Below are 17,475 nucleotides of genomic sequence, written 5' to 3'. Positions count from 1 at the left end.
AGGGGCGGGCATTCACTGCCCTGGTTCACCGCTTCACTCAGCGCCACTCACTCCTGATTTGCACCGGCCAAGGTGGACGGGCTGAGGTTGAGCGTCTGCGTCAGGGCCTGCAGGCTGCCCAACTCGCCGGTATCGGCAGCGTCAATCCAGATCTGCGCGAAACGGTTCTTGTCGAGCTTGACCGTGGTGATGCGGCGCGACTCCAGCCCCGGCAGGTCGCGGCCGCCCATGTCGAGCTTGTACCAATGCAGCGATTCGCCAGCGAACGCGCCTTTTTCCGCGCGCAACGCACGGCTCAGCGCCAGGTCCGGGTCGCGCGTGGTCAGCATCATGTTGAGCACGGCGCGGCCATCTCCGGTGGTGGCCTTGCAGACGATGAACGCGCTCTGCGTCTGTTGTTCCCAGTGCAGGCCACTGTCAGACGGCAGAGTGGGGCACTGGTCGGCCTGCTGGGCCCAGGCGGAGCCACAGGCGGCAAGCAACAGTGCGGCGGAAACAATACGGACAGTCTTCACTTCACATTCCCCATAAAACATCGGCCGGAGGCGGCACGACGACAGTCGTGGATGGTTCTGAAGGCAGCAGCGTTGGCCGGTAGGCAGTGTTCCCCTTGCCCCGTCAGCGCATCCCCATGCGTATCCGGCCAGCACCGACGTTATTACAGAATCCACCTCGCTGGCAAAGAGATGCTGCCGGATATGCAAACGGCCCCGCTGAGGGGGCCGTTTGCCGGTTGTCGCAGGTGGGGGCTTACTTGTCGTTGCCGATCCACTTGTAGGCGATGCCGCCGATCATTGCGCCCAGGATCGGTGCCACCCAGAACAGCCACAGCTGGCTCAGCGCGCCGGAGCCGGCAAACACCGCCACGGCGGTGGAGCGGGCCGGGTTCACCGAGGTGTTGGTCACCGGGATGCTGATCAGGTGGATCAGGGTCAGCGCCAGGCCAATGGCGATGGGCGCGAAGCCAGCCGGAGCGCGGCCGTGGGTGGCGCCCATGATCACCACCAGGAACACTGCGGTCAGCACCACTTCGCACAGGAAGGCGGCTGCAACAGTGTAGCCGCCGGGCGACAGTGCGCCGTAGCCATTGCTGGCGAAGGCGCCGGCCTGGCTGCCGTCAATCAGGAAGTTGGGGTTGCCTTGGGCAATCTGCAGCAGGATGAAGCCGGCCACGATGCCGCCCAGCACCTGCGCCACGATATACGGCAGCAGATCCTTGGTGGCGAAACGGCCGCCTGCCCACAGGCCGATGCTCACCGCCGGATTGAAGTGCGCGCCGGAGATATGGCCAAAGGCGTAGGCACCGGTCAGCACGGTCAGGCCAAAGGCCAGTGCCACGCCGACGAAGCCAATACCCAGCGGGTTGCCATCACCACCGAAGTTTGCCGCCAGCACCGCGCTGCCGCAGCCGCCCAGCACCAACCAGAAGGTGCCGAGAAATTCGGCCGCCAGTCGCTTTCCCATACTCATTGTGTTTCCCCAGTTAACCCAGAACGGGCGTAGGGAAAATAGCGGAATACGCGGCGCCGGTGCGTTTTGAAAACGTTAAATGCAATTGGATCTGTCGCGACAGCCCTTCCGCGAGGGTATTGATTGCCGGGCCGTCGCGCCGTATCCGCCCGGTAGCTCAGCTAAGTAAAGCGCACCTGGAATTTGCAGGTGCGCCGCGAAACGCCGGCGTGGCGCATTGTCCGAGCGATGCCAACCACAAACCCGCATACGCAGCGGAGGGCGTTGAATGCCGCATTCCACGCAGCGCCAACATCGTGATTGACGCTGCTCCTGACAATGCACGTTGATGAAGTTCCCGGTGCTGTTTGCCGCCTCCCAAGGTCCAGTTCACCCCGGCAGCGGGATGAACTCCTTGTCGTCGCCGGGAATGGTGCCGAAGCGCCCGTTCTGCCAATCATCCTTGGCCTGCTCGATGCGCTCCTTGGAACTGGACACGAAGTTCCACCACAAGTGGCGCGGGCCATCCAGCGGTTCGCCGCCCATCAACATCGCCTTGACCGGTGTTTTGGCACGCAACCGGCCACGCGCACCGGGCTCGGGAATGACCAGGTGTTGGGCGGGAATGTCGATGCCATCCAACTGCGCGTCGCCTTCCAGAATGTAGAGCGCGCGCTGCACATGCGAGGTGTCCAGGTCGACCTCGGCGTCCGGGTCGAGATCGATGGCGACATTCAGGGTGTCGGCAAACACCTTTACCGGCGATTCCTCGCCGTAGGCGCGGCCAGCGATCACACGCAGCAAGGCGCCATCGCGGCGCTGCTGCGGCAGTTGGTCGGCGGCGAAGTGGAAAAACGCGGGATCGGTTTCCTCGTGCGACTTCGGTAATGCCACCCAGGTCTGCATGCCGTGCAGCGCCTGCTCATGTGCACGGACATCGGCGGGCGTGCGTTCGGAATGGGCAATGCCGCGGCCGGCGGTCATCCAGTTCACATCACCTGCGCGAATTACCTGCTCGGAGCCGAGCGTATCGCGGTGACCAATCTGCCCGGCCCACAGAAACGTCACTGTCGCCAGACCGATATGTGGATGCGGGCGCACGTCGATGCCCTGACCGGGGCTGAAAATGGCCGGCCCCATGTGGTCCACGAACACGAACGGCCCAACGCTGCGTGCCTGCAGCGACGGCACCGCGCGGCGCACCTGGAAGCCGCCAAGGTCATGCACGCGTGGACTGATGATGGTGGTCATGGTTTCTCCGTGGTTGGAACCAGGCGGCAGGATGGCATGGGCGGTGAGAGCGTGTCGTGACCAGTGCGGCAACGGATTGTTTTGTTGAGGGGGAGGGCTGGGGAGGGGTAACGCGCTGAAAACCTATCGCCGCGACGCCAGCCGATCCGCCAATCGCGTTGGTTCCGGCAACCGGTAGCCGCGCAGGCACTCCCGCACCAACGGCAGGCAGGCTTCCAGCGAAACGCGATGCCCCGGTGACACAAACAAAGGCTTGCAGCGCGGCTTGCTGCGCAGCACCCAACCCACTTGCCGGCCCTTGAGCATCAGTGGCGAATGATCGCCCTGCAGCGGGCCGGGCTCGTCGTAGTCGCCGACCAGCCGGCTTTTGGCGACGCCAATACACGGCAGCGCGGTAAGCACGCCAAGATGTGCGGCAATACCGAGCCCGCGCGGGTGCGCGATGCCGTGGCCATCGACCAGCACCAGCTGTGGCGCATGCGAAAGCTGCGCCAGCGCCTGCAGCGCGGCGGGCAACTCGCGGAAGCTGAGCAGGCCGGGGATGTACGGCAGCGCGGTAGGCAGGCGGGCCAAGGTTGACTCCAGTGGTGTCAGGCTGGCGCTGTCCAGCAGCACCGCCGCAGAAAGCGTGGTGCGGCCAGCGTCCTCGAACCCACTGTCGATGCCGGCAATCCGTGCGGGCAGGCCGCTCAGCGCATCGCTCAGATCAACCTGTGCGGCCAGCGCCACTTGTTGCTGGCGCAGTTGCGCGTAGCGGTTGGAAGTCGAATTCATGCGTCCAAGCCTGCCTGTTCCAAGGTCATCGCATTGTGCGGGGCGAGGGCTGTGGTGACCGGCTACAATCGGCGTCTTTCCTTCCCCCGACCCGGAGATATCCGCAGTGACCCGCAAACTCGTGCTGTTGCGCCATGGCCAGAGCCAGTGGAACCTCGACAATCGCTTCACCGGTTGGGTGGACGTGGAGCTCACCGAGCAGGGCCGCCGCGAAGCCGCTGCCGCCGGCCGGCTGATGAAGGACGAAGGGCTGCAGTTCGATGTCGCCCACACCTCGGTGCTCAAGCGCGCCATCCACACGCTGCAGGGCGCGTTGGCCGAACTCAATCAGGACTGGCTGCCGGTCGCCAAGTCCTGGCGCCTGAATGAGCGTCACTACGGTGGCCTGCAGGGCCTGGACAAGGCCGAAACCGCGGCCAAGCACGGTGAGGAGCAGGTCAAGATCTGGCGCCGTTCCTACGACATCCCGCCGCCGCCGATGGACCTGGAAGACCCGGGCCACCCGATCCACGACCGTCGTTACGCCGGGCTGGACCGCAACGCGCTGCCGGGCACCGAATCGCTGGCGACCACGCTGGACCGCGTGCTGCCGTATTGGCACGACGCCATCGCCCCGCAGTTGAAGGACGGCAAGACCGTGCTGGTCACCGCCCACGGCAACTCGCTGCGCGCGCTGTACAAGTACCTCAACAACGTCAGCAAGGAAGCCATCCTGGAGCTCAACATTCCGACCGGCATCCCGTTGTTGTTTGAATTGAACGACGACCTCACCGTGCAGTCGTTCCGCTACCTGGGCGACCCGGAAGCGGCCAAGAAGGCCGCCGAAGCGGTGGCCAACCAGGCCAAGGCGAAGTAAAACGCGCGCGTTGCAGTCTCAAGAAAACCCGGCGAACGCCGGGTTTTCCATTTGCGTCGTAAAAACCTCACGGCCCATTTACGGCACAACTGAAACATTGCGCTCTCCCCCCTGTTGCGCACGCCGCCAATGCGAGCCGCCAGCGACCAACAAGGCCTCTTTCCTGTTGAAGGAATCAAAGTCATGAGCAAGCCAGCCGTCGTATTGGTACATGGGTTCTGGGGCGGTGCCGCGCACTGGGCCAAGGTGATTCTTGAGTTGCGTGCGTTGGGCTACACCGACATCCGAGCGGTGGAGAACCCGCTGACCTCACTGGCCGACGATGCCGAGCGCACGCGCAAGATGGTGGCGCAGGTGCAGGGCCCGGTGGTGCTGGTGGGGCATTCCTATGGCGGTGCGGTGATCAGCCAGGCCGGCAACCAGGACAACGTCAAAGCGCTGGTGTTCATCGCCGCCTTCGCGCCGGATGCCGGCGAAAGCCCTGGTGGCATCACCCAACAGCACCTGCCGGAAGCCGCGCCCAATCTGGCCCCGGACAGCGATGGCTACCTGTGGCTGAATCCGGCCAAGTTCCACGAGAGTTTTTGCCAGGACTTGCCGGCCGACCAGGCCTTCGTGATGGCGGTGACGCAGAAGGCGCCACTGGCCAGCACCTTCGGCGACAACGTCACCGACCCGGCGTGGAAGCACAAACCGAGCTGGTACCAGCTGTCCAGCCAGGACCGGATGATCCACCCGGCAAACCAGAAGGCGATGTCCGATCGCATGAACGCGCGTCGCGTGCTGACCCTGGATGCAAGCCACGCATCGCTGGCCTCGCATGCGGATGAAGTGGCTGCGCTGATCGACGAGGCTGCAAAAGCAACCGCAGGCTGATCTGCTGGCCATTGTTCAACGCCGCACCAGGACCAACGGCGGGTGCGGCGGGTTTTGCGTTGAGCAGACTGCGGGCAGGCATCGCCGCAGGTCGCCATCTCACCTCCCTCGCTTCCAACCGACTTGCTGTGCGGCAATCGCGGTGCCGGGTGTCCTGACCGGCATTCGGCCGCGCGGCGTCATGCCATCATCGGGCACTGATCACGGTCGCTGGAGAGTCTGCTTGAGCAAATGGATGATGTCGGTAGTGGCAATGGTGGCGTTGAGCGCCTGCAGTGGCGCTCAAGAGCCGGCAGCGAAGAAATCGGAACCAGCGGCGGCCGCAAAGCCCGCAGCGGCAACCGCCCAGCGCGGCCAAGGCAATCCGTATGAAGCGCTTGGCAGTGAAGTGTGGGATGTGCCGGATCCGGTCAGCGGTCGCGACTACCAGGTGTTCGTGGCCCTGCCGGCCGGTTATGCCGACAACCCCGATAAACGCTATCCGGTGTTGTATGTCTCCGATGCCGACTATGCGTTTCCGCTGGTCTGGCAGATGGCGCGTCGCCTGAATGTCGAAGGCCGCAAGATTGATGACTTCATCCTGGTTGGCTTGTCCTATGCCAAGGGCGAGGGCGGCATGCAGAGCCGCCGGCGTGATTACACGCCCACGGTCAATGGCCCGAGCAGTTCACCGGCCGATGCCGTGCATGGCGGCGCCGGCGACTACATCACCTATCTGGAAACGCAGGCGCTGCCGTTCGTGGCGCAGCGCTATCGCAGTGACGAAAGCCGGCGCATCTTCCTCGGCCATTCCTACGGCGCGTTGCTGGGCACGCAGTTGCTGCTGGAGCGGCCGCAGCTGTTCAGTGCCTACATTCTGGGCAGCCCGTCGTACTGGTTCGACAAGCAGGTGATGGAACGCCGCCTGGCCGCCGCGGGCAAAGCCGGTGCGGTGCCGGTGCGGGCCTACATGTACGTCGGCGAATACGAGTCGGTGCAGCATGGCGGCGATGCCGACATGGTGGTTGATGCGCAGCGCATGAGCGGTCTGTTGCGTGCCCGTGGCGGCGATGCATTGCAGCTGAAACTGGATGTGCTCAACGACGAGGACCACCTCAGCGTTGCACCACGCGGTTTCATGCATGGCCTGAAGTACGTGCTGGCCGCGCCGCAGGGCTGAGCGGCATCCGCAGGGCTGGCGGGAGCCGGAACGCAATCAGCGGCCGGTTCCCCCTCCGACGGCACCACGACCAACGGCAGATGTGCTGCGGCGCGGCCTGACTAGACTTCGTTCAATTCCTTACCGCATGCGGTACGTCATGGCCACGCTGACAAGCAAACACCGGATCAATGCAGCGCAGGCACCCAACCGGCGGCGGATCTTCAGTGGCGAGCGCCTGGCCGCACGCGTCAGCTGGTATGCGCCCGGTGAACGTATGCGGCCTCACGCGCATGACTGTCACCAGCTTTCGTTGTTGCTGTTGGGCACCCTCGCCGAACAGACGCCGCAGGGCGAGGAGCGGCTGGCGCAGCCGGCGCTGGGGGTGAAGCAGGCCGGGGTAATGCATGCCAACGATTACGGTCCGTCCGGTGCCTTGATGCTGGGCATCGATCTGCCAGCCGCGTTTGATCTGCAGGAACACCTGGGCATCACGCGAGCCTGGCAATGGCGTGGGCGTGAGTTGCAGCCCGTGCTGCTGCAGGGGCGGGGAATGCTCTCGGCGCTGCTGGCCGGTGAGCTTGCCGGTGACGAGGTCGATAGCCGGTTGTGGGAACTGCTGGCCAGCATGGCGGCCACCGGCGAGCGTTCGGCGGGAACGCCGCCGCGCTGGTTGGCACGCTGTTGCCAACGGCTGCAGGACGAAACCCTCCCGCTCACCGAGTTGGCGCGCGAGGTCGGATTGCACCCGGTGTACTTCGCCCGCGCCTTCGCGCGCTGGATGGGCTGTGCACCTTCGGTGTTCCGCGCACGTGCGCAGTTGCAACGCGCCTTGCCCTTGCTGGCCAAGGGCCAAGCCTTGGCCGATGTCGCGCACGACGCTGGGTTTGCCGATCAATCCCACTTCAGCCGCATTGCCCGTGCGCACAGTGGGCTGACACCGGCCCGGCTGCGTGCATTGTTGCGGGCATGAGCAGGTTCAATCCGTTCAAGACGCCTGCTGACGCGGTAACGCATCGTGGCCGCTGTCAGCCACGGAATCACGTCATGCACCTGCGCGCCATGTTGTCCCCACTATTGCTGCTGTCCGCATGGCTGGGCTGCGTGATGGCCGTACCGGCTGCAACGCCGGAGCACGCCGCGCAGCAGTTGCGTACCTTCTTGGACGGCGTTCCCGAACTGGGGCCGGGCTATGCGGTGGTGGTCGTGGATCGCGAACGGCAAGTGCTCGGCTATGTGCACGGCACGCGCAACGCGGCCAGCGGCGCGCCACTGACGATGGCCACGCCGATGTACATCGCTTCGCAGACCAAGTCGTACATGGGGCTGCTGGCGCAGTTGCTGGATCAACAGGGCGTGTTGCCGCTGGACAGTACCCTGGCCGATCACTGGCCGCAGCTGCAGTTGCCCGATGGCGTGGACCCGGCGGCGTGGACCCTGGCCGATCTACTCAACCACCGCGTGCCGTTGAGCGCCGACGCCATCACCACGCTGGAGGCCTATATCGGCAGTCCCGATCCGGCGCTGTACCCGCAGTTGTTGCAGCGGTTTGCCAGCAAGCGGGCCGATGGCTTCGACTACGACAACCTCGGCTACAACATCTATGCCGCGATCCTGCAGCAACACACCGGTCGGTCGTGGCGCGACTGGTTGCAGCAGTTGCTGTTCACCCCGCTTCAGTTGCATGAGACCTCGACGCGGACGTCGGGCTTCGACCCGGCGCAGCCTGCGTTCAACCACCAATGGCTGGGTCAGGAGCAGGGCTGGCAGGTGGTGCCGCCGAAGCCGGACGCCATCATGCATTCGGCGGGTGGAATGATGACCTCGCCGCGCGACATGGGCCGCTGGCTGCGGTTGCAACTCGGTGGCGTGGCGGCGGTAGGCATCAATGGCAGTGCGCTGACAGCGGCACAGCGCATCGGCGCGCAGGTGGATACCAAGGCGCGCAATGCCTATGAACTGCCGTGTCGCGGCTATGCCTTCGGTTGGAACATCTGCGATTTCGAGGGGCGCACGCTGTACATCCACGGCGGCAGCTACAGCGGCGCGCGCAGCATGATGGCGTTCTCGCCGGAGCTTGGCGTGGGCATTGGCGTGTTTTCCAATTCCGACAACGCCACCGGTTGGTTGACCTCGCGCACCGTGGTGCAGTTCTTCCAGTACCTGGTGGATCACCCGGATGCTGCGACATGGGCCCAGACGCGGCAGGAGGTCTATCCGCGACGGGTGGCCGAGCAGTTGGCTGGTATGCGCGCGCGGCAGGCGAAGGCGCATGCGAATCCGAGTTGGCAGGGATGGGCCTGGCAGCCGCAGGCCGACGTTCGCGCGGCTTACGCGGGACGATTCCGTGGCGAACGCTTGCCAGTTGAAGCCGTCATCAATGAGAAGAACGGCAGCCTACAGCTGCAGTTGGGTGTGTTGTCACGCAGTCTGCAGCCGGCGGTGGTGGATTTATTCGGTGCGCAGGGCGGCCCTTTGGATTCGGTGGAACCGCTGCGGTTTCTGCGTAATGCGCAGGGACGCCTGATGGGGTTTGAATTCGATGGTGAGCGCTACCTGAGCCAACCACCGCCCCCGTAGGAGCGACTTCAGTCGCGAAGCTGATGACGCCCGAACACACAGTCCACAGGTGCATGCATTCCGACCACGGGAAGGTCGCAAACTTCGCGGCACGAAGCCGTTCCTGCCGCTGCATCACCGGAAGAACTGGCTCGGCGTCAGCCCGAAGCGGCGCTTGAACATGGTGGTGAATGCGCTGGGGCTTTCGTAGCCCAGTGCCAAGGCCACGTCGATGACTTTTTCACCGACGGCCAAGCGTTCCAATGCACGCAGCAGGCGCGCTTGTTGCCGCCACTGGCCGAAGGTCATACCGAGTTCGCGCGCACATAGGCGCTGGATGGTTTTCACGTCCACCTTCAGGCGTTCGGCCCAATCCTGCAGCGTGGACGCATCCTCCGGGCGACGCTCCAGTTGCCGTGCGATCACGCGCAGGCGTTTGTCGCTGGGCTCGGGTAGATGCAGTGGAAGTTCCGGCAAGGTCTGCATTTCATCCAGGATCAAACGCATCAAGCGGCCGTCACGTGAGTCTTCGCGATAGGGTTGTTGCACCGTGACCGCAGCGCGGATCAACGCGGCCAGCAACGGCGTGATCGACACCGCCGAGGCGCCGGCCGGGGTTTGTGTCATCGCCGCAGGCGCGATGTACAGGCTGCGCATCTGCACCAGACCAATGCAGTGCACCTGGTGACCGGTGCCGGCTGGCATCCAGATGGCCCGGGTGCTGGGCACCACCCAGCGCCCCATGCCGGCGCGCACCACCAGTACGCCGGATTCGGCATACACCAGCTGATGGCGGTCGGGATGGTGATGCAGGGGAATGAGTGTGTCCGCGCGGTAGTCGCGGGCTTTGCAGAACACCGCGGTTTCCGGCCCGGCCGGTAGCGGCCGGCGCTTGCCGGCCCGCAGTGGGATGTCCTTTTCGAGAGGGTGCATGACCATATCGCGCAAGAAGGGCGTTCGCGGCGACTCTACCATGCAGCCGGTTCCCCCTTCTCGTGGTCTTGCCATGTCCTCTACTGCTCCACCCGTTACTGCATCGACCACCGCGCCGCGCCGTCCGGTTGCGGTGGGCGTGCTCGCTGCGATCAGCAGTTCGCATCTGGTCAACGACATGATGCAGTCGCTGATTCTTGCGCTGTATCCGATCTTCAAGCTGCAGTTCAATCTGAGCTTCACCCAGATCGGCATGATTACGTTGACGTACCAGCTCACGGCGTCGTTGTTCCAGCCGTTGATTGGCCTGCGTACCGACAAGCGACCGGCGCCGTATTCGTTGCCGATGGGCATGACCTCAACCCTGTGCGGCTTGTTGTTGCTGGCCTACGCACCCAACTTCAGCATGGTGTTGGTGGCGGCGATGCTGGTGGGCATCGGCTCGGCCGTGTTCCACCCGGAATCCTCGCGTATCGCACGTCTGGCATCTGGCGGACGTCATGGCCTGTCGCAATCGGTGTTCCAGTTGGGCGGCAATGCTGGCACGGCCATCGGCCCGTTGTTGGCTGCGGCGGTGATTGCACCCAACGGCCAGCGCAGCGTGGCGTGGTTCAGTGGCGCGGCGCTGATCGGCATTGGCCTGCTGATGTATGTGAGCCGTTGGTATCAACAACATCTTGTGATGAGTGCGGCCAAGCCGAAAGTGGTGACGGCGAGCGCCGAACCGTTGCTGCCGCCGCGCACCGTGGCGTGGGTGATCGCAATTCTGTTGGTGCTTATTTTCAGCAAGTATTTCTACATTGCGGGCCTGAGCAGTTTCTACACGTTCTATCTGATGCAGAAGTTCAGCGTCAGCGTGCAGAGCGCGCAGCTGCACCTGTTCGGCTTCCTGGCCGCGTCGGCGGCAGGCACGTTGCTCGGCGGTCCGTTGGGTGATCGCATCGGTCGCAAGCCGGTGATCTGGGCGTCGATTCTGGGTGTGGCACCGTTCGCCTTGATCCTGCCGTACGCCAACCTGCAATGGACCACGGTACTGACCTTGATCATTGGCTTTGTGTTGTCGTCGGCGTTCTCGGCCATCCTGGTGTACGCACAGGAACTGATGCCGCACCGCATCGGCACGGTGTCGGGAATGTTCTTCGGCTTTGCATTCGGCATGGGCGGTTTGGGCGCCGCCGTGCTGGGCGTGCTGGCCGACCACACCAGTATTCTGTGGGTCTACAAAGTGATTTCGTTCCTGCCGTTGCTGGGCATGGTGGCAGCGTTCCTGCCCAATCGCCGCGCTCACTGAAGTAGTAGTTTGCCTGCATGACGAAGCCCGGCAGTGCCGGGCTTCGTTGTTCAGTGGCGGGTGTTTGCGCCGGCGTCGTACCAACCGCGTGAGCGGTTGACGATGGCGACGACCGACAACATCACCGGCACCTCGATCAACACACCGACCACCGTGGCCAACGCCGCGCCGGAATGCACGCCGAACAGGCTGATCGCTGCGGCGACCGCCAGCTCAAAGAAATTACTGGCACCGATCAAGGCGGAGGGCCCGGCCACGCAATGCGCCACGCCGAGCCGTCGGTTAAGCCAATAGGCCAACCCGGCATTGAAGTACACCTGCAGCAGAATCGGCACGGCGAGGATGGCGATGACCAGCGGCTGTTGGATGATCTGTTTGCCCTGAAAACCGAAGAGCAATACCAGCGTCAGCAGCAGCGCGGACAGCGATATCGGCCCCAGTCGGTGCAGCACCGACTGCAGCCGAGCGGGGCCGCCGCGCGCCAATAGCCAACGGCGCAACAGGGCGGCCAGCGCAATCGGAATCAGGATGTACAGCGTCACCGACAACATCAGCGTTGCCCACGGCACGCTGATGGCGGAGATGCCCAGCAGCAACGCCACCAGCGGTGCGAACGCCAGCACCATGATCGCGTCGTTGAGCGCCACCTGGCTCAGGGTGAAGTTGGCATCGCCGCGGCACAGATTGCTCCACACAAACACCATGGCGGTACACGGTGCGGCGGCCAATAAAATCAGACCGGCCATGTAGGCGTCGATCTGCGCGGCCGGCAGCCACGGCGCAAACACGTGGCGCAGAAACAACCAGCCCAGCAACGCCATCGAGAACGGTTTGACCGCCCAGTTGATGAAGAGCGTGACACCGATGCCGCGCCAGTGTTGGCCCACCAGGCGCATCGCGCTGAAGTCCACCTTCAGCAGCATGGGGATGATCATCAACCAGATCAGCACCGCGACCGGTAGATTCACCCGCGCCACTTCCATTCCGCCCAGACGCGCGAAGAGGGTAGGGAAGGTGTGGCCCAGCGTGGTGCCGACGACGATGCACAACGCGACCCATAACGTCAGGTAGCGCTCGAAACCACTCATGCGAGGTGCTGCATCAGTCATTACGGTTGGACTCGTCCTGCGGCTGCAGCAGGCCGATGTGATCGAGCGCGTTCTTCAGTTGCGTGCGATCCACCCAGATATCGGCAGGCAGCGCCAGCAACGCCCTCAGGCGTGCCTTGACGATGCCGTGCGCCTGCAGGAACGCTCGCTGTTTGTCCGCGTCGCTGCCTTCCACTGCCGCCGGATCGGGCAGTCCCCAATGCGCACGCAGGAAGTCGCCGAACACCACCGGGCAGGTTTCGGCGGCAGCGGAGTCGCAGACAGTGATGACCAGATCCATGCGCGGTGCATCGGGAGCGGTGAATTCGTCCCAGGATTTGCTGCGCAAACCCGCGCTGCTGATGCCATCGGCCGTCAGTTGGGTGAGCGCGAAGGGATTGACCGTGCCGGTGGGCTGGCTGCCTGCACTGAAGGCAGCAAAGCGGTGACCACCCCACGCACGCAAGGTGGCTTCGGCCAACACGCTGCGCGCGCTGTTGCCGGTGCACAGGAAAAGGACATTCGTGGTCATGACGTGCTCAGTTCAGGAAATGTACTTGTGCAGGCAGGTTGCCGAAGCCGGGCAGAGACTGCGGAACTCGGCGGTGGCTGCGATGGCTGCGACGACGTGGTCGCGCGCCAGCGGCGCATAACCCAGTTGCATGAAGAACGGCGCAGCGGTTTCGGTCAGCAGCGTCAATCCGGTGATGCCCTGCAACGCGGCATGTGCCTCCAGTGCAGCGACCAACTGCTTTCCAAGACCGGATCCGCGCAGGTCGGGCGACACGGCCAACGAGCGCAGTAGACCTGCAGGCTGCATCGGTTCCACACCGATGACGCCGACGATTCCCGCGCCGTTGTCGGCCGCCAGGAAGTCGATGCGACTGGATGTCAGATCAGCACAGGGCAGGGAAGCCGATGACAGCAATGCCTGGATCGCAGGCAGGTCGGCCTCGGTGGCGGGTCGGATGTGGAGCGTCATCGTCGATAGGCTCAGCGGCAGTCGTTGGGGGCGGGCGAATCACACGGCGCGCCGGCACAGCAGTTGTGCGTGAGGTAGGCGAGCAGCGCGTTCATGGCCGGGTAGTCGGCGCGGTAGCAGACGTTGCGGCCCGCGTTTTCGCTCTGTACCAGACCGGCATGCACCAGTTCCTTCAGGTGGAACGACAGCGTGGCGTTGGGCACCGACAGCGCCTGGGCGATGTCGCCGGCCATACGACCGTCCGGGCCGGCTTCGACCAGCAGGCGGAAGGCCGCCAGGCGGGTGGCATGGCCGAGTGCATTCAGGGCGGAGATGGCTTGATTCGTTTCCATAGTTCTAGAATAGTCGAATGAATATGACAGAACAACCCGACCTTACCGATCTACCTGCGCTTGATCTCCGCCTGCTGCCTGCGCCGCTTGCCGAACGGCTGGACAGCGGCGCGCTACCGCATCGGCCGCGCATCCTGTTGTTGTACGGCTCCTTGCGGCCGGAATCCTATAGCCGAAAGCTGACCCTGGAAGCCGAGCGCATCCTGCGCCAGCTGGGCGCAGACACGCGTGTGTTCGATCCCCATGAACTGCCAATGCTCGACAGCTGCGGCAAGGACCATCCCAAGGTGCAGCAACTGCGCGAGTGGTCGCAGTGGTCCGAGGGGCAAGTGTGGGTATCGCCCGAGCGGCACGGCACGGTGACCGGCGTGCTGAAGAATCAGATCGACTGGCTGCCGCTGGAAGAGGGCAGCGTTCGCCCGACACAGGGCCGCACATTGGCGGTGATGCAGGTCAGCGGCGGCTCGCAGTCGTTCAACGTGGTCAACGCATTGCGCGTGCTGGGCCGTTGGATGCGCATGGTCACCATCCCCAATCAATCGTCGGTGGCGAAGGCGTGGCAGGAGTTCGATGCCAACGGCCGCATGCGTCCCTCGCCGTACTACGACCGCGTAGTAGACGTGATGGAGGAGTTGATGAAGTTCACCTTGCTGGTGCGCGGCCGCAGTGACTATCTGGTGGACCGTTACAGCGAACGAAAAGGCGCGGCGGAGGCTACTGCGCTGGCGCAGGCGGCGGGCGTCATCGAGGAAGCGGCGCAGTAAAGCGCGTCTTTGCGCCTATGGCGCAACAGCGCCCGTGATCCAACAGTAGCGCAAAACCATCCCCTTCCTTTCGCATAGGGGAGGGAAGGGCTGGGGAGGCGGACGCTTCGGTGCGCATGTTGAATACAGCCAGACATCTTGACGGTGCCGCCCAATGAAGCACTCATCGCCCCTAGTAAAGCTCGCCAGCGGCGCGATAGGAATTGAACTGTCTGGATGACACTTTGCAGTGATCTTCACGGTCATTGTGCAAAGGCTCAGTAGCAGCGCTATAGCCAGCGAAGTCACGAACAGACCCAGAGATGTCAAGGTAGGGGTGCTCCTGATGGAAGCCCTTGTCGAGGCCAATCGAAAGAGAATGCGCAACGATAACCGCGCAGCCGCTACTTTTTGAGTCATTTCTCATATCTACCAAGCACTTTGCTCGTCCATCATCCCAAAGCCTTTTGGCAGGGCGTGATCAAGGAGTGAGCACATGCAGTGGTTACAGCACCCGGCCTGGGATGGCCCGGAATCGAAGCATCGACTGATTGATGTTGAATGGCCAGGCATGGGGGAGCTCCCGGCCCTATGGCCAAGTAGCATCCGCTACCGCGATGAACTCAATCGCCCCTTTCGACTCGAAGCGACCTGCTTTTGCAGTGAAGAGGGCATAGAGATCAAGCAGCTGCTGGGTAGGCCTGTGGCTTTTGGTGTGGATATCGGTGCTGGAAAGCGACGCTGGCTCTCCGGAATCATCACCGAGGCCGCAAAGCGCGAGGGCGCTGGCAGTTTCTCGGTGATCGATCTACAGGTGGAATCTGCGTTTTCGCTGCTGGATCGGCGCCGCACCTGCAGAATCTTCCAGGACCAGAGCGTGCCGCAGATTGTCGCGACCGTACTGGATGAACATCGCCAGCGCAATCCCACTATCGCGGCCTCGTTCTCCCATACCAATGTTCTGCAGCGTGACTATCCGCCACGCTCGTACTGCATTCAGTTCAATGAAAGTGACCAAGCGTTCATTGATCGCCTGCTGGCCGAAGAAGGCATCACGTATTACTTCACTTTTGATCGGCAACAGGACGTTGTGTCGCACCAACTGGTGCTCACGGAAACGGCGCCTCACGCGGATCAGCCGCCGCGCGCATTGCACTTCCGAACGCAGGCCGATGCTGTCGGTACGCAGGAGCAATGGCTTACCCGTTGGGAAGCGCAGCGCCGCATTGGCGGGAGCCGAGTCAGCCTTTCCAGTCATGACTATCGGCCGGCTCAGCGGCTGCAGGGCCAGGATGAAAACGCTCAGGAACATGGTGAGTACGGCCGACAAGCCGCCACCAGCCTGACCGACTACCAGGCACTGGCGCCGTACTACGCCGACCACGAGCGTGAATTGGGTCGCTACGCGCGGCTTCGGATGCAGGCTGAAGAGCAGCAGGCAAAAACGTTCCAAGGGCGCGGTCGCCTGCGCAGTCTGGCTACCGGTGAGAGCATCCTTCTCGAAGATCATCCTGCCCATGCCGGGCAAAGCGAGCAGCAGCGCACCTTTGTTATCACCGGCATTGATCTGCAACTGCGCAACAACACGCCTGAAGCGTGGCAACTGCCTTCATCGCTGCTGGAACAGGCCGGCTTTGGCGACGTTGAGGAAGGAAGCGAACGGCCTTCTGCGGCATCAACGAACGACGTCCAACTGCGTTTCAGTGCAGTCCACCGGGATGTTCCGTTGGTGCCACGTTACGCAGGAACGTTTGATCGCCCGACCGCGAACGGGCCGCAGACAGCCACCGTTGTCGGTCCTGCAGGCGAAGAGGTGTTCACCGACGCACTGGGGCGAATCCGCATCCAGTTCCATTGGCAGCGTCCTGATGAACATCCCGCTGGCACGGCCGCGAGCAATGAACGTTCTTCAACCTGGGTGCGCGTAGCCATGCCCAGCGCTGGCGATAGCTTTGGCCATCAATTCGTGCCGCGTATCGGTCAGGAAGTGTTGGTCGCGTTTCTGCATAACGATATCGATCGGCCGGTCGTTGTTGCCACGCTGTATAACGGCCAGCATGCAACGCCTGCCTTCAGTGGGCGGCGTGGGCTGCCGGGGAACAGCGCACTGTCCGGTATCCAGTCGCGTGAGCACCGTGGGCAGGGCCACAGCGAATTGCTGATGGATGACACGCCTGGGCAAGTCCGCGCCCGGTTGGCGACCACGCCGTTTGCCAGCGAACTCAACCTTGGCAAGTTGACTACGCCCCGCGTGGACGGCCAAGCGCAGCTGCGTGGCGATGGTGCCGAATTGCGAACCGATGCTGCACTGGCGTTGCGCGCGGCCCACGGAATCCTGATTACCAGCTATGCGCGTGAGCTGGCACGCGGCGGGCAACTGGATCGACAAGAACTGTTGACGTTGCTGGATGACTGCGGCGAACTCTTTCGCGGATTGGGGCAGACCGCGACCAATCGCGGTGCGAAGCAAAGTAGCGATGAGGGCTTGACGCAGTTGCAGGGCGCCCTGACGGAGTGGCCGGAAGCAGGCGATCAAGCGGGTGAGCCGGTCGTCGCCATCGCGGGCGACGCAGGAATCATCAGCGCCACTCCGCAATCGCAGTTGCATTACGCCGGTCGAAACCACGACGTTGTTGCAACTGACCATGTGCAGTCGGTCAGCGGCGGCGTCACGCTTCTGCAGGCAGGGGGAGGGATGTCTCTCTACGCTCAGGATGGTGGCATCCAAGCCATCGCCAACCGCGACAACGTGCTGATACAAGCGCAGGACGCAGACATCGCACTCAATGCGCAGAAGTTTCTGCATGCCTCGGCCAGCGAAGGGGAAGTGCTGATTACTGCGCCCACCATTCGTCTGGTTGCTGATGACGGCAGCTACATCCGCATCGGCAGCGGCATCGAGATTGGTACGCAAGGCGACGTGAAAGTGCATGCCGCAAAACACGATTGGGTGGGGCCGAAGACGGAAAGCGTCGCCATTCCCGCATTCGGGCGTGATCCAGCGGCGCGACAGCATCGGTTTCATTACGAGGGTGACGTAACCGCTGTGGTCAACAATTTGGCGTATCGCCTTGTCATGGAAGATGGCGATGTGGTGGAAGGAACTGCGGGAGCCGACGGGCAGGGAGAGCGTGTAGAGCGCGAGACCATGCAGAAGGTAACGGTTGAAATATCCACTCCCGCCGAAGATGCAGGTCAATGAG

17 protein-coding genes are annotated in these 17,475 nt (G+C 63.4%); 8 read left to right on the top strand and 9 right to left on the bottom strand.

Annotation, left to right across the window (positions count from 1 at the left end):
• Nucleotides 1-47: 47 nt before the first annotated feature.
• The 4 genes from ACREP4_RS01610 to nfi all read right to left on the bottom strand — a co-directional run bounded on the left by ACREP4_RS01610 (nucleotide 48) and on the right by nfi (nucleotide 3,474).
• Nucleotides 48-515 carry a hypothetical protein gene (locus ACREP4_RS01610; RefSeq protein WP_431594462.1) on the bottom strand — a complete coding sequence of 156 codons (468 nt, stop codon included), beginning with the start codon at nucleotides 513-515 and terminating at the stop codon, nucleotides 48-50.
• Between the two features lie 235 nt (nucleotides 516-750).
• Entirely contained in the window at nucleotides 751-1,470 is a 720-nt protein-coding gene (gene aqpZ / locus ACREP4_RS01605) for an aquaporin Z (protein ID WP_431594461.1), read from the bottom strand.
• A gap of 369 nt (nucleotides 1,471-1,839) precedes the next feature.
• Nucleotides 1,840-2,700 carry a pirin family protein gene (locus tag ACREP4_RS01600; protein ID WP_431594460.1) on the bottom strand — a complete coding sequence of 287 codons (861 nt, stop codon included), beginning with the start codon at nucleotides 2,698-2,700 and terminating at the stop codon, nucleotides 1,840-1,842.
• A 123-nt stretch (nucleotides 2,701-2,823) separates the two neighbouring features.
• Complete coding sequence (nfi, locus tag ACREP4_RS01595) at nucleotides 2,824-3,474, bottom strand: deoxyribonuclease V (protein WP_431594459.1); 651 nt, start codon at nucleotides 3,472-3,474, stop codon at nucleotides 2,824-2,826.
• 106 nt (nucleotides 3,475-3,580) lie between these two features.
• Here nfi and gpmA point away from each other — a divergent pair, with 106 nt between their 5' ends.
• From gpmA to ACREP4_RS01570, 5 genes are all read left to right on the top strand, one after another.
• Entirely contained in the window at nucleotides 3,581-4,330 is a 750-nt protein-coding gene (gpmA, locus tag ACREP4_RS01590; protein ID WP_431594458.1) for a 2,3-diphosphoglycerate-dependent phosphoglycerate mutase, read from the top strand.
• 183 nt (nucleotides 4,331-4,513) lie between these two features.
• A complete protein-coding gene (locus ACREP4_RS01585; protein ID WP_431594457.1) occupies nucleotides 4,514-5,206 on the top strand; it encodes an alpha/beta hydrolase in 693 nt (230 codons plus the stop codon).
• 253 nt (nucleotides 5,207-5,459) lie between these two features.
• Nucleotides 5,460-6,365: an alpha/beta hydrolase gene (locus ACREP4_RS01580; protein WP_431594765.1), complete on the top strand. Its 906-nt coding sequence runs from the start codon at nucleotides 5,460-5,462 to the stop codon at nucleotides 6,363-6,365.
• A 139-nt stretch (nucleotides 6,366-6,504) separates the two neighbouring features.
• Complete coding sequence (locus ACREP4_RS01575; RefSeq protein WP_431594456.1) at nucleotides 6,505-7,317, top strand: helix-turn-helix domain-containing protein; 813 nt, start codon at nucleotides 6,505-6,507, stop codon at nucleotides 7,315-7,317.
• 74 nt (nucleotides 7,318-7,391) lie between these two features.
• Nucleotides 7,392-8,924: a serine hydrolase domain-containing protein gene (locus tag ACREP4_RS01570; RefSeq protein WP_431594455.1), complete on the top strand. Its 1,533-nt coding sequence runs from the start codon at nucleotides 7,392-7,394 to the stop codon at nucleotides 8,922-8,924.
• A gap of 114 nt (nucleotides 8,925-9,038) precedes the next feature.
• Here the strand turns inward: ACREP4_RS01570 and ACREP4_RS01565 are convergent, their stop codons facing one another.
• A complete protein-coding gene (locus ACREP4_RS01565; RefSeq protein WP_431594454.1) occupies nucleotides 9,039-9,836 on the bottom strand; it encodes an AraC family transcriptional regulator in 798 nt (265 codons plus the stop codon).
• Nucleotides 9,837-9,909: 73 nt separating this feature from the next.
• On the opposite strand from ACREP4_RS01565, the gene ACREP4_RS01560 reads away from it, so the two are divergent.
• Nucleotides 9,910-11,127 carry an MFS transporter gene (locus ACREP4_RS01560; protein ID WP_431594453.1) on the top strand — a complete coding sequence of 406 codons (1,218 nt, stop codon included), beginning with the start codon at nucleotides 9,910-9,912 and terminating at the stop codon, nucleotides 11,125-11,127.
• Between the two features lie 50 nt (nucleotides 11,128-11,177).
• On the opposite strand, the gene arsB is transcribed toward ACREP4_RS01560, so the two are convergent.
• The 4 genes from arsB to ACREP4_RS01540 are packed head-to-tail and all read right to left on the bottom strand — an operon-like array spanning nucleotide 11,178 to nucleotide 13,529.
• The gene (arsB, locus tag ACREP4_RS01555) at nucleotides 11,178-12,215 is read right to left on the bottom strand and encodes an ACR3 family arsenite efflux transporter (protein ID WP_431594452.1); all 1,038 of its coding nucleotides are present in this window, start codon (nucleotides 12,213-12,215) and stop codon (nucleotides 11,178-11,180) included.
• A gap of 13 nt (nucleotides 12,216-12,228) precedes the next feature.
• Nucleotides 12,229-12,747 (bottom strand): arsenate reductase ArsC, encoded by a 519-nt coding sequence (locus tag ACREP4_RS01550; RefSeq protein WP_431594451.1) that lies wholly within the window; start codon nucleotides 12,745-12,747, stop codon nucleotides 12,229-12,231.
• Between the two features lie 12 nt (nucleotides 12,748-12,759).
• A complete protein-coding gene (arsN2, locus tag ACREP4_RS01545) occupies nucleotides 12,760-13,197 on the bottom strand; it encodes an arsenic resistance N-acetyltransferase ArsN2 (protein WP_431594450.1) in 438 nt (145 codons plus the stop codon).
• An 11-nt stretch (nucleotides 13,198-13,208) separates the two neighbouring features.
• Nucleotides 13,209-13,529, bottom strand: a complete 321-nt coding sequence (locus ACREP4_RS01540) for an ArsR/SmtB family transcription factor (protein ID WP_431594449.1) — start codon at nucleotides 13,527-13,529, stop codon at nucleotides 13,209-13,211.
• 23 nt (nucleotides 13,530-13,552) lie between these two features.
• On the opposite strand from ACREP4_RS01540, the gene arsH reads away from it, so the two are divergent.
• Nucleotides 13,553-14,293, top strand: coding sequence for an arsenical resistance protein ArsH (gene arsH, locus ACREP4_RS01535; RefSeq protein ID WP_431594764.1), 741 nt, complete (start codon nucleotides 13,553-13,555; stop codon nucleotides 14,291-14,293).
• A gap of 475 nt (nucleotides 14,294-14,768) precedes the next feature.
• Entirely contained in the window at nucleotides 14,769-17,474 is a 2,706-nt protein-coding gene (locus tag ACREP4_RS01530; RefSeq protein WP_431594448.1) for a type VI secretion system Vgr family protein, read from the top strand.
• Nucleotide 17,475: the final 1 nt, after the last annotated feature.

The organism is Stenotrophomonas sp. (assembly GCF_050737575.1).
GTDB lineage: Bacteria > Pseudomonadota > Gammaproteobacteria > Xanthomonadales > Xanthomonadaceae > Stenotrophomonas.
This window is presented reverse-complemented; position numbering and strand designations above follow the sequence as displayed.

Coding starts and splice junctions, on each gene's coding strand:
- ACREP4_RS01580 (WP_431594765.1), top strand. CDS start 5,460: ATGGTGGCGTTGAGCGCCTGCAGTGGCGCTCAAGAGCCGGCAGCGAAG.
- ACREP4_RS01550 (WP_431594451.1), bottom strand. CDS start 12,747: ATGACCACGAATGTCCTTTTCCTGTGCACCGGCAACAGCGCGCGCAGC.
- ACREP4_RS01570 (WP_431594455.1), top strand. CDS start 7,392: ATGCACCTGCGCGCCATGTTGTCCCCACTATTGCTGCTGTCCGCATGG.
- nfi (WP_431594459.1), bottom strand. CDS start 3,474: ATGAATTCGACTTCCAACCGCTACGCGCAACTGCGCCAGCAACAAGTG.
- ACREP4_RS01565 (WP_431594454.1), bottom strand. CDS start 9,836: ATGCACCCTCTCGAAAAGGACATCCCACTGCGGGCCGGCAAGCGCCGG.
- aqpZ (WP_431594461.1), bottom strand. CDS start 1,470: ATGAGTATGGGAAAGCGACTGGCGGCCGAATTTCTCGGCACCTTCTGG.
- ACREP4_RS01575 (WP_431594456.1), top strand. CDS start 6,505: ATGGCCACGCTGACAAGCAAACACCGGATCAATGCAGCGCAGGCACCC.
- ACREP4_RS01585 (WP_431594457.1), top strand. CDS start 4,514: ATGAGCAAGCCAGCCGTCGTATTGGTACATGGGTTCTGGGGCGGTGCC.
- arsH (WP_431594764.1), top strand. CDS start 13,553: ATGACAGAACAACCCGACCTTACCGATCTACCTGCGCTTGATCTCCGC.
- arsN2 (WP_431594450.1), bottom strand. CDS start 13,197: ATGACGCTCCACATCCGACCCGCCACCGAGGCCGACCTGCCTGCGATC.
- ACREP4_RS01600 (WP_431594460.1), bottom strand. CDS start 2,700: ATGACCACCATCATCAGTCCACGCGTGCATGACCTTGGCGGCTTCCAG.
- ACREP4_RS01540 (WP_431594449.1), bottom strand. CDS start 13,529: ATGGAAACGAATCAAGCCATCTCCGCCCTGAATGCACTCGGCCATGCC.
- ACREP4_RS01560 (WP_431594453.1), top strand. CDS start 9,910: ATGTCCTCTACTGCTCCACCCGTTACTGCATCGACCACCGCGCCGCGC.
- arsB (WP_431594452.1), bottom strand. CDS start 12,215: ATGAGTGGTTTCGAGCGCTACCTGACGTTATGGGTCGCGTTGTGCATC.
- ACREP4_RS01530 (WP_431594448.1), top strand. CDS start 14,769: ATGCAGTGGTTACAGCACCCGGCCTGGGATGGCCCGGAATCGAAGCAT.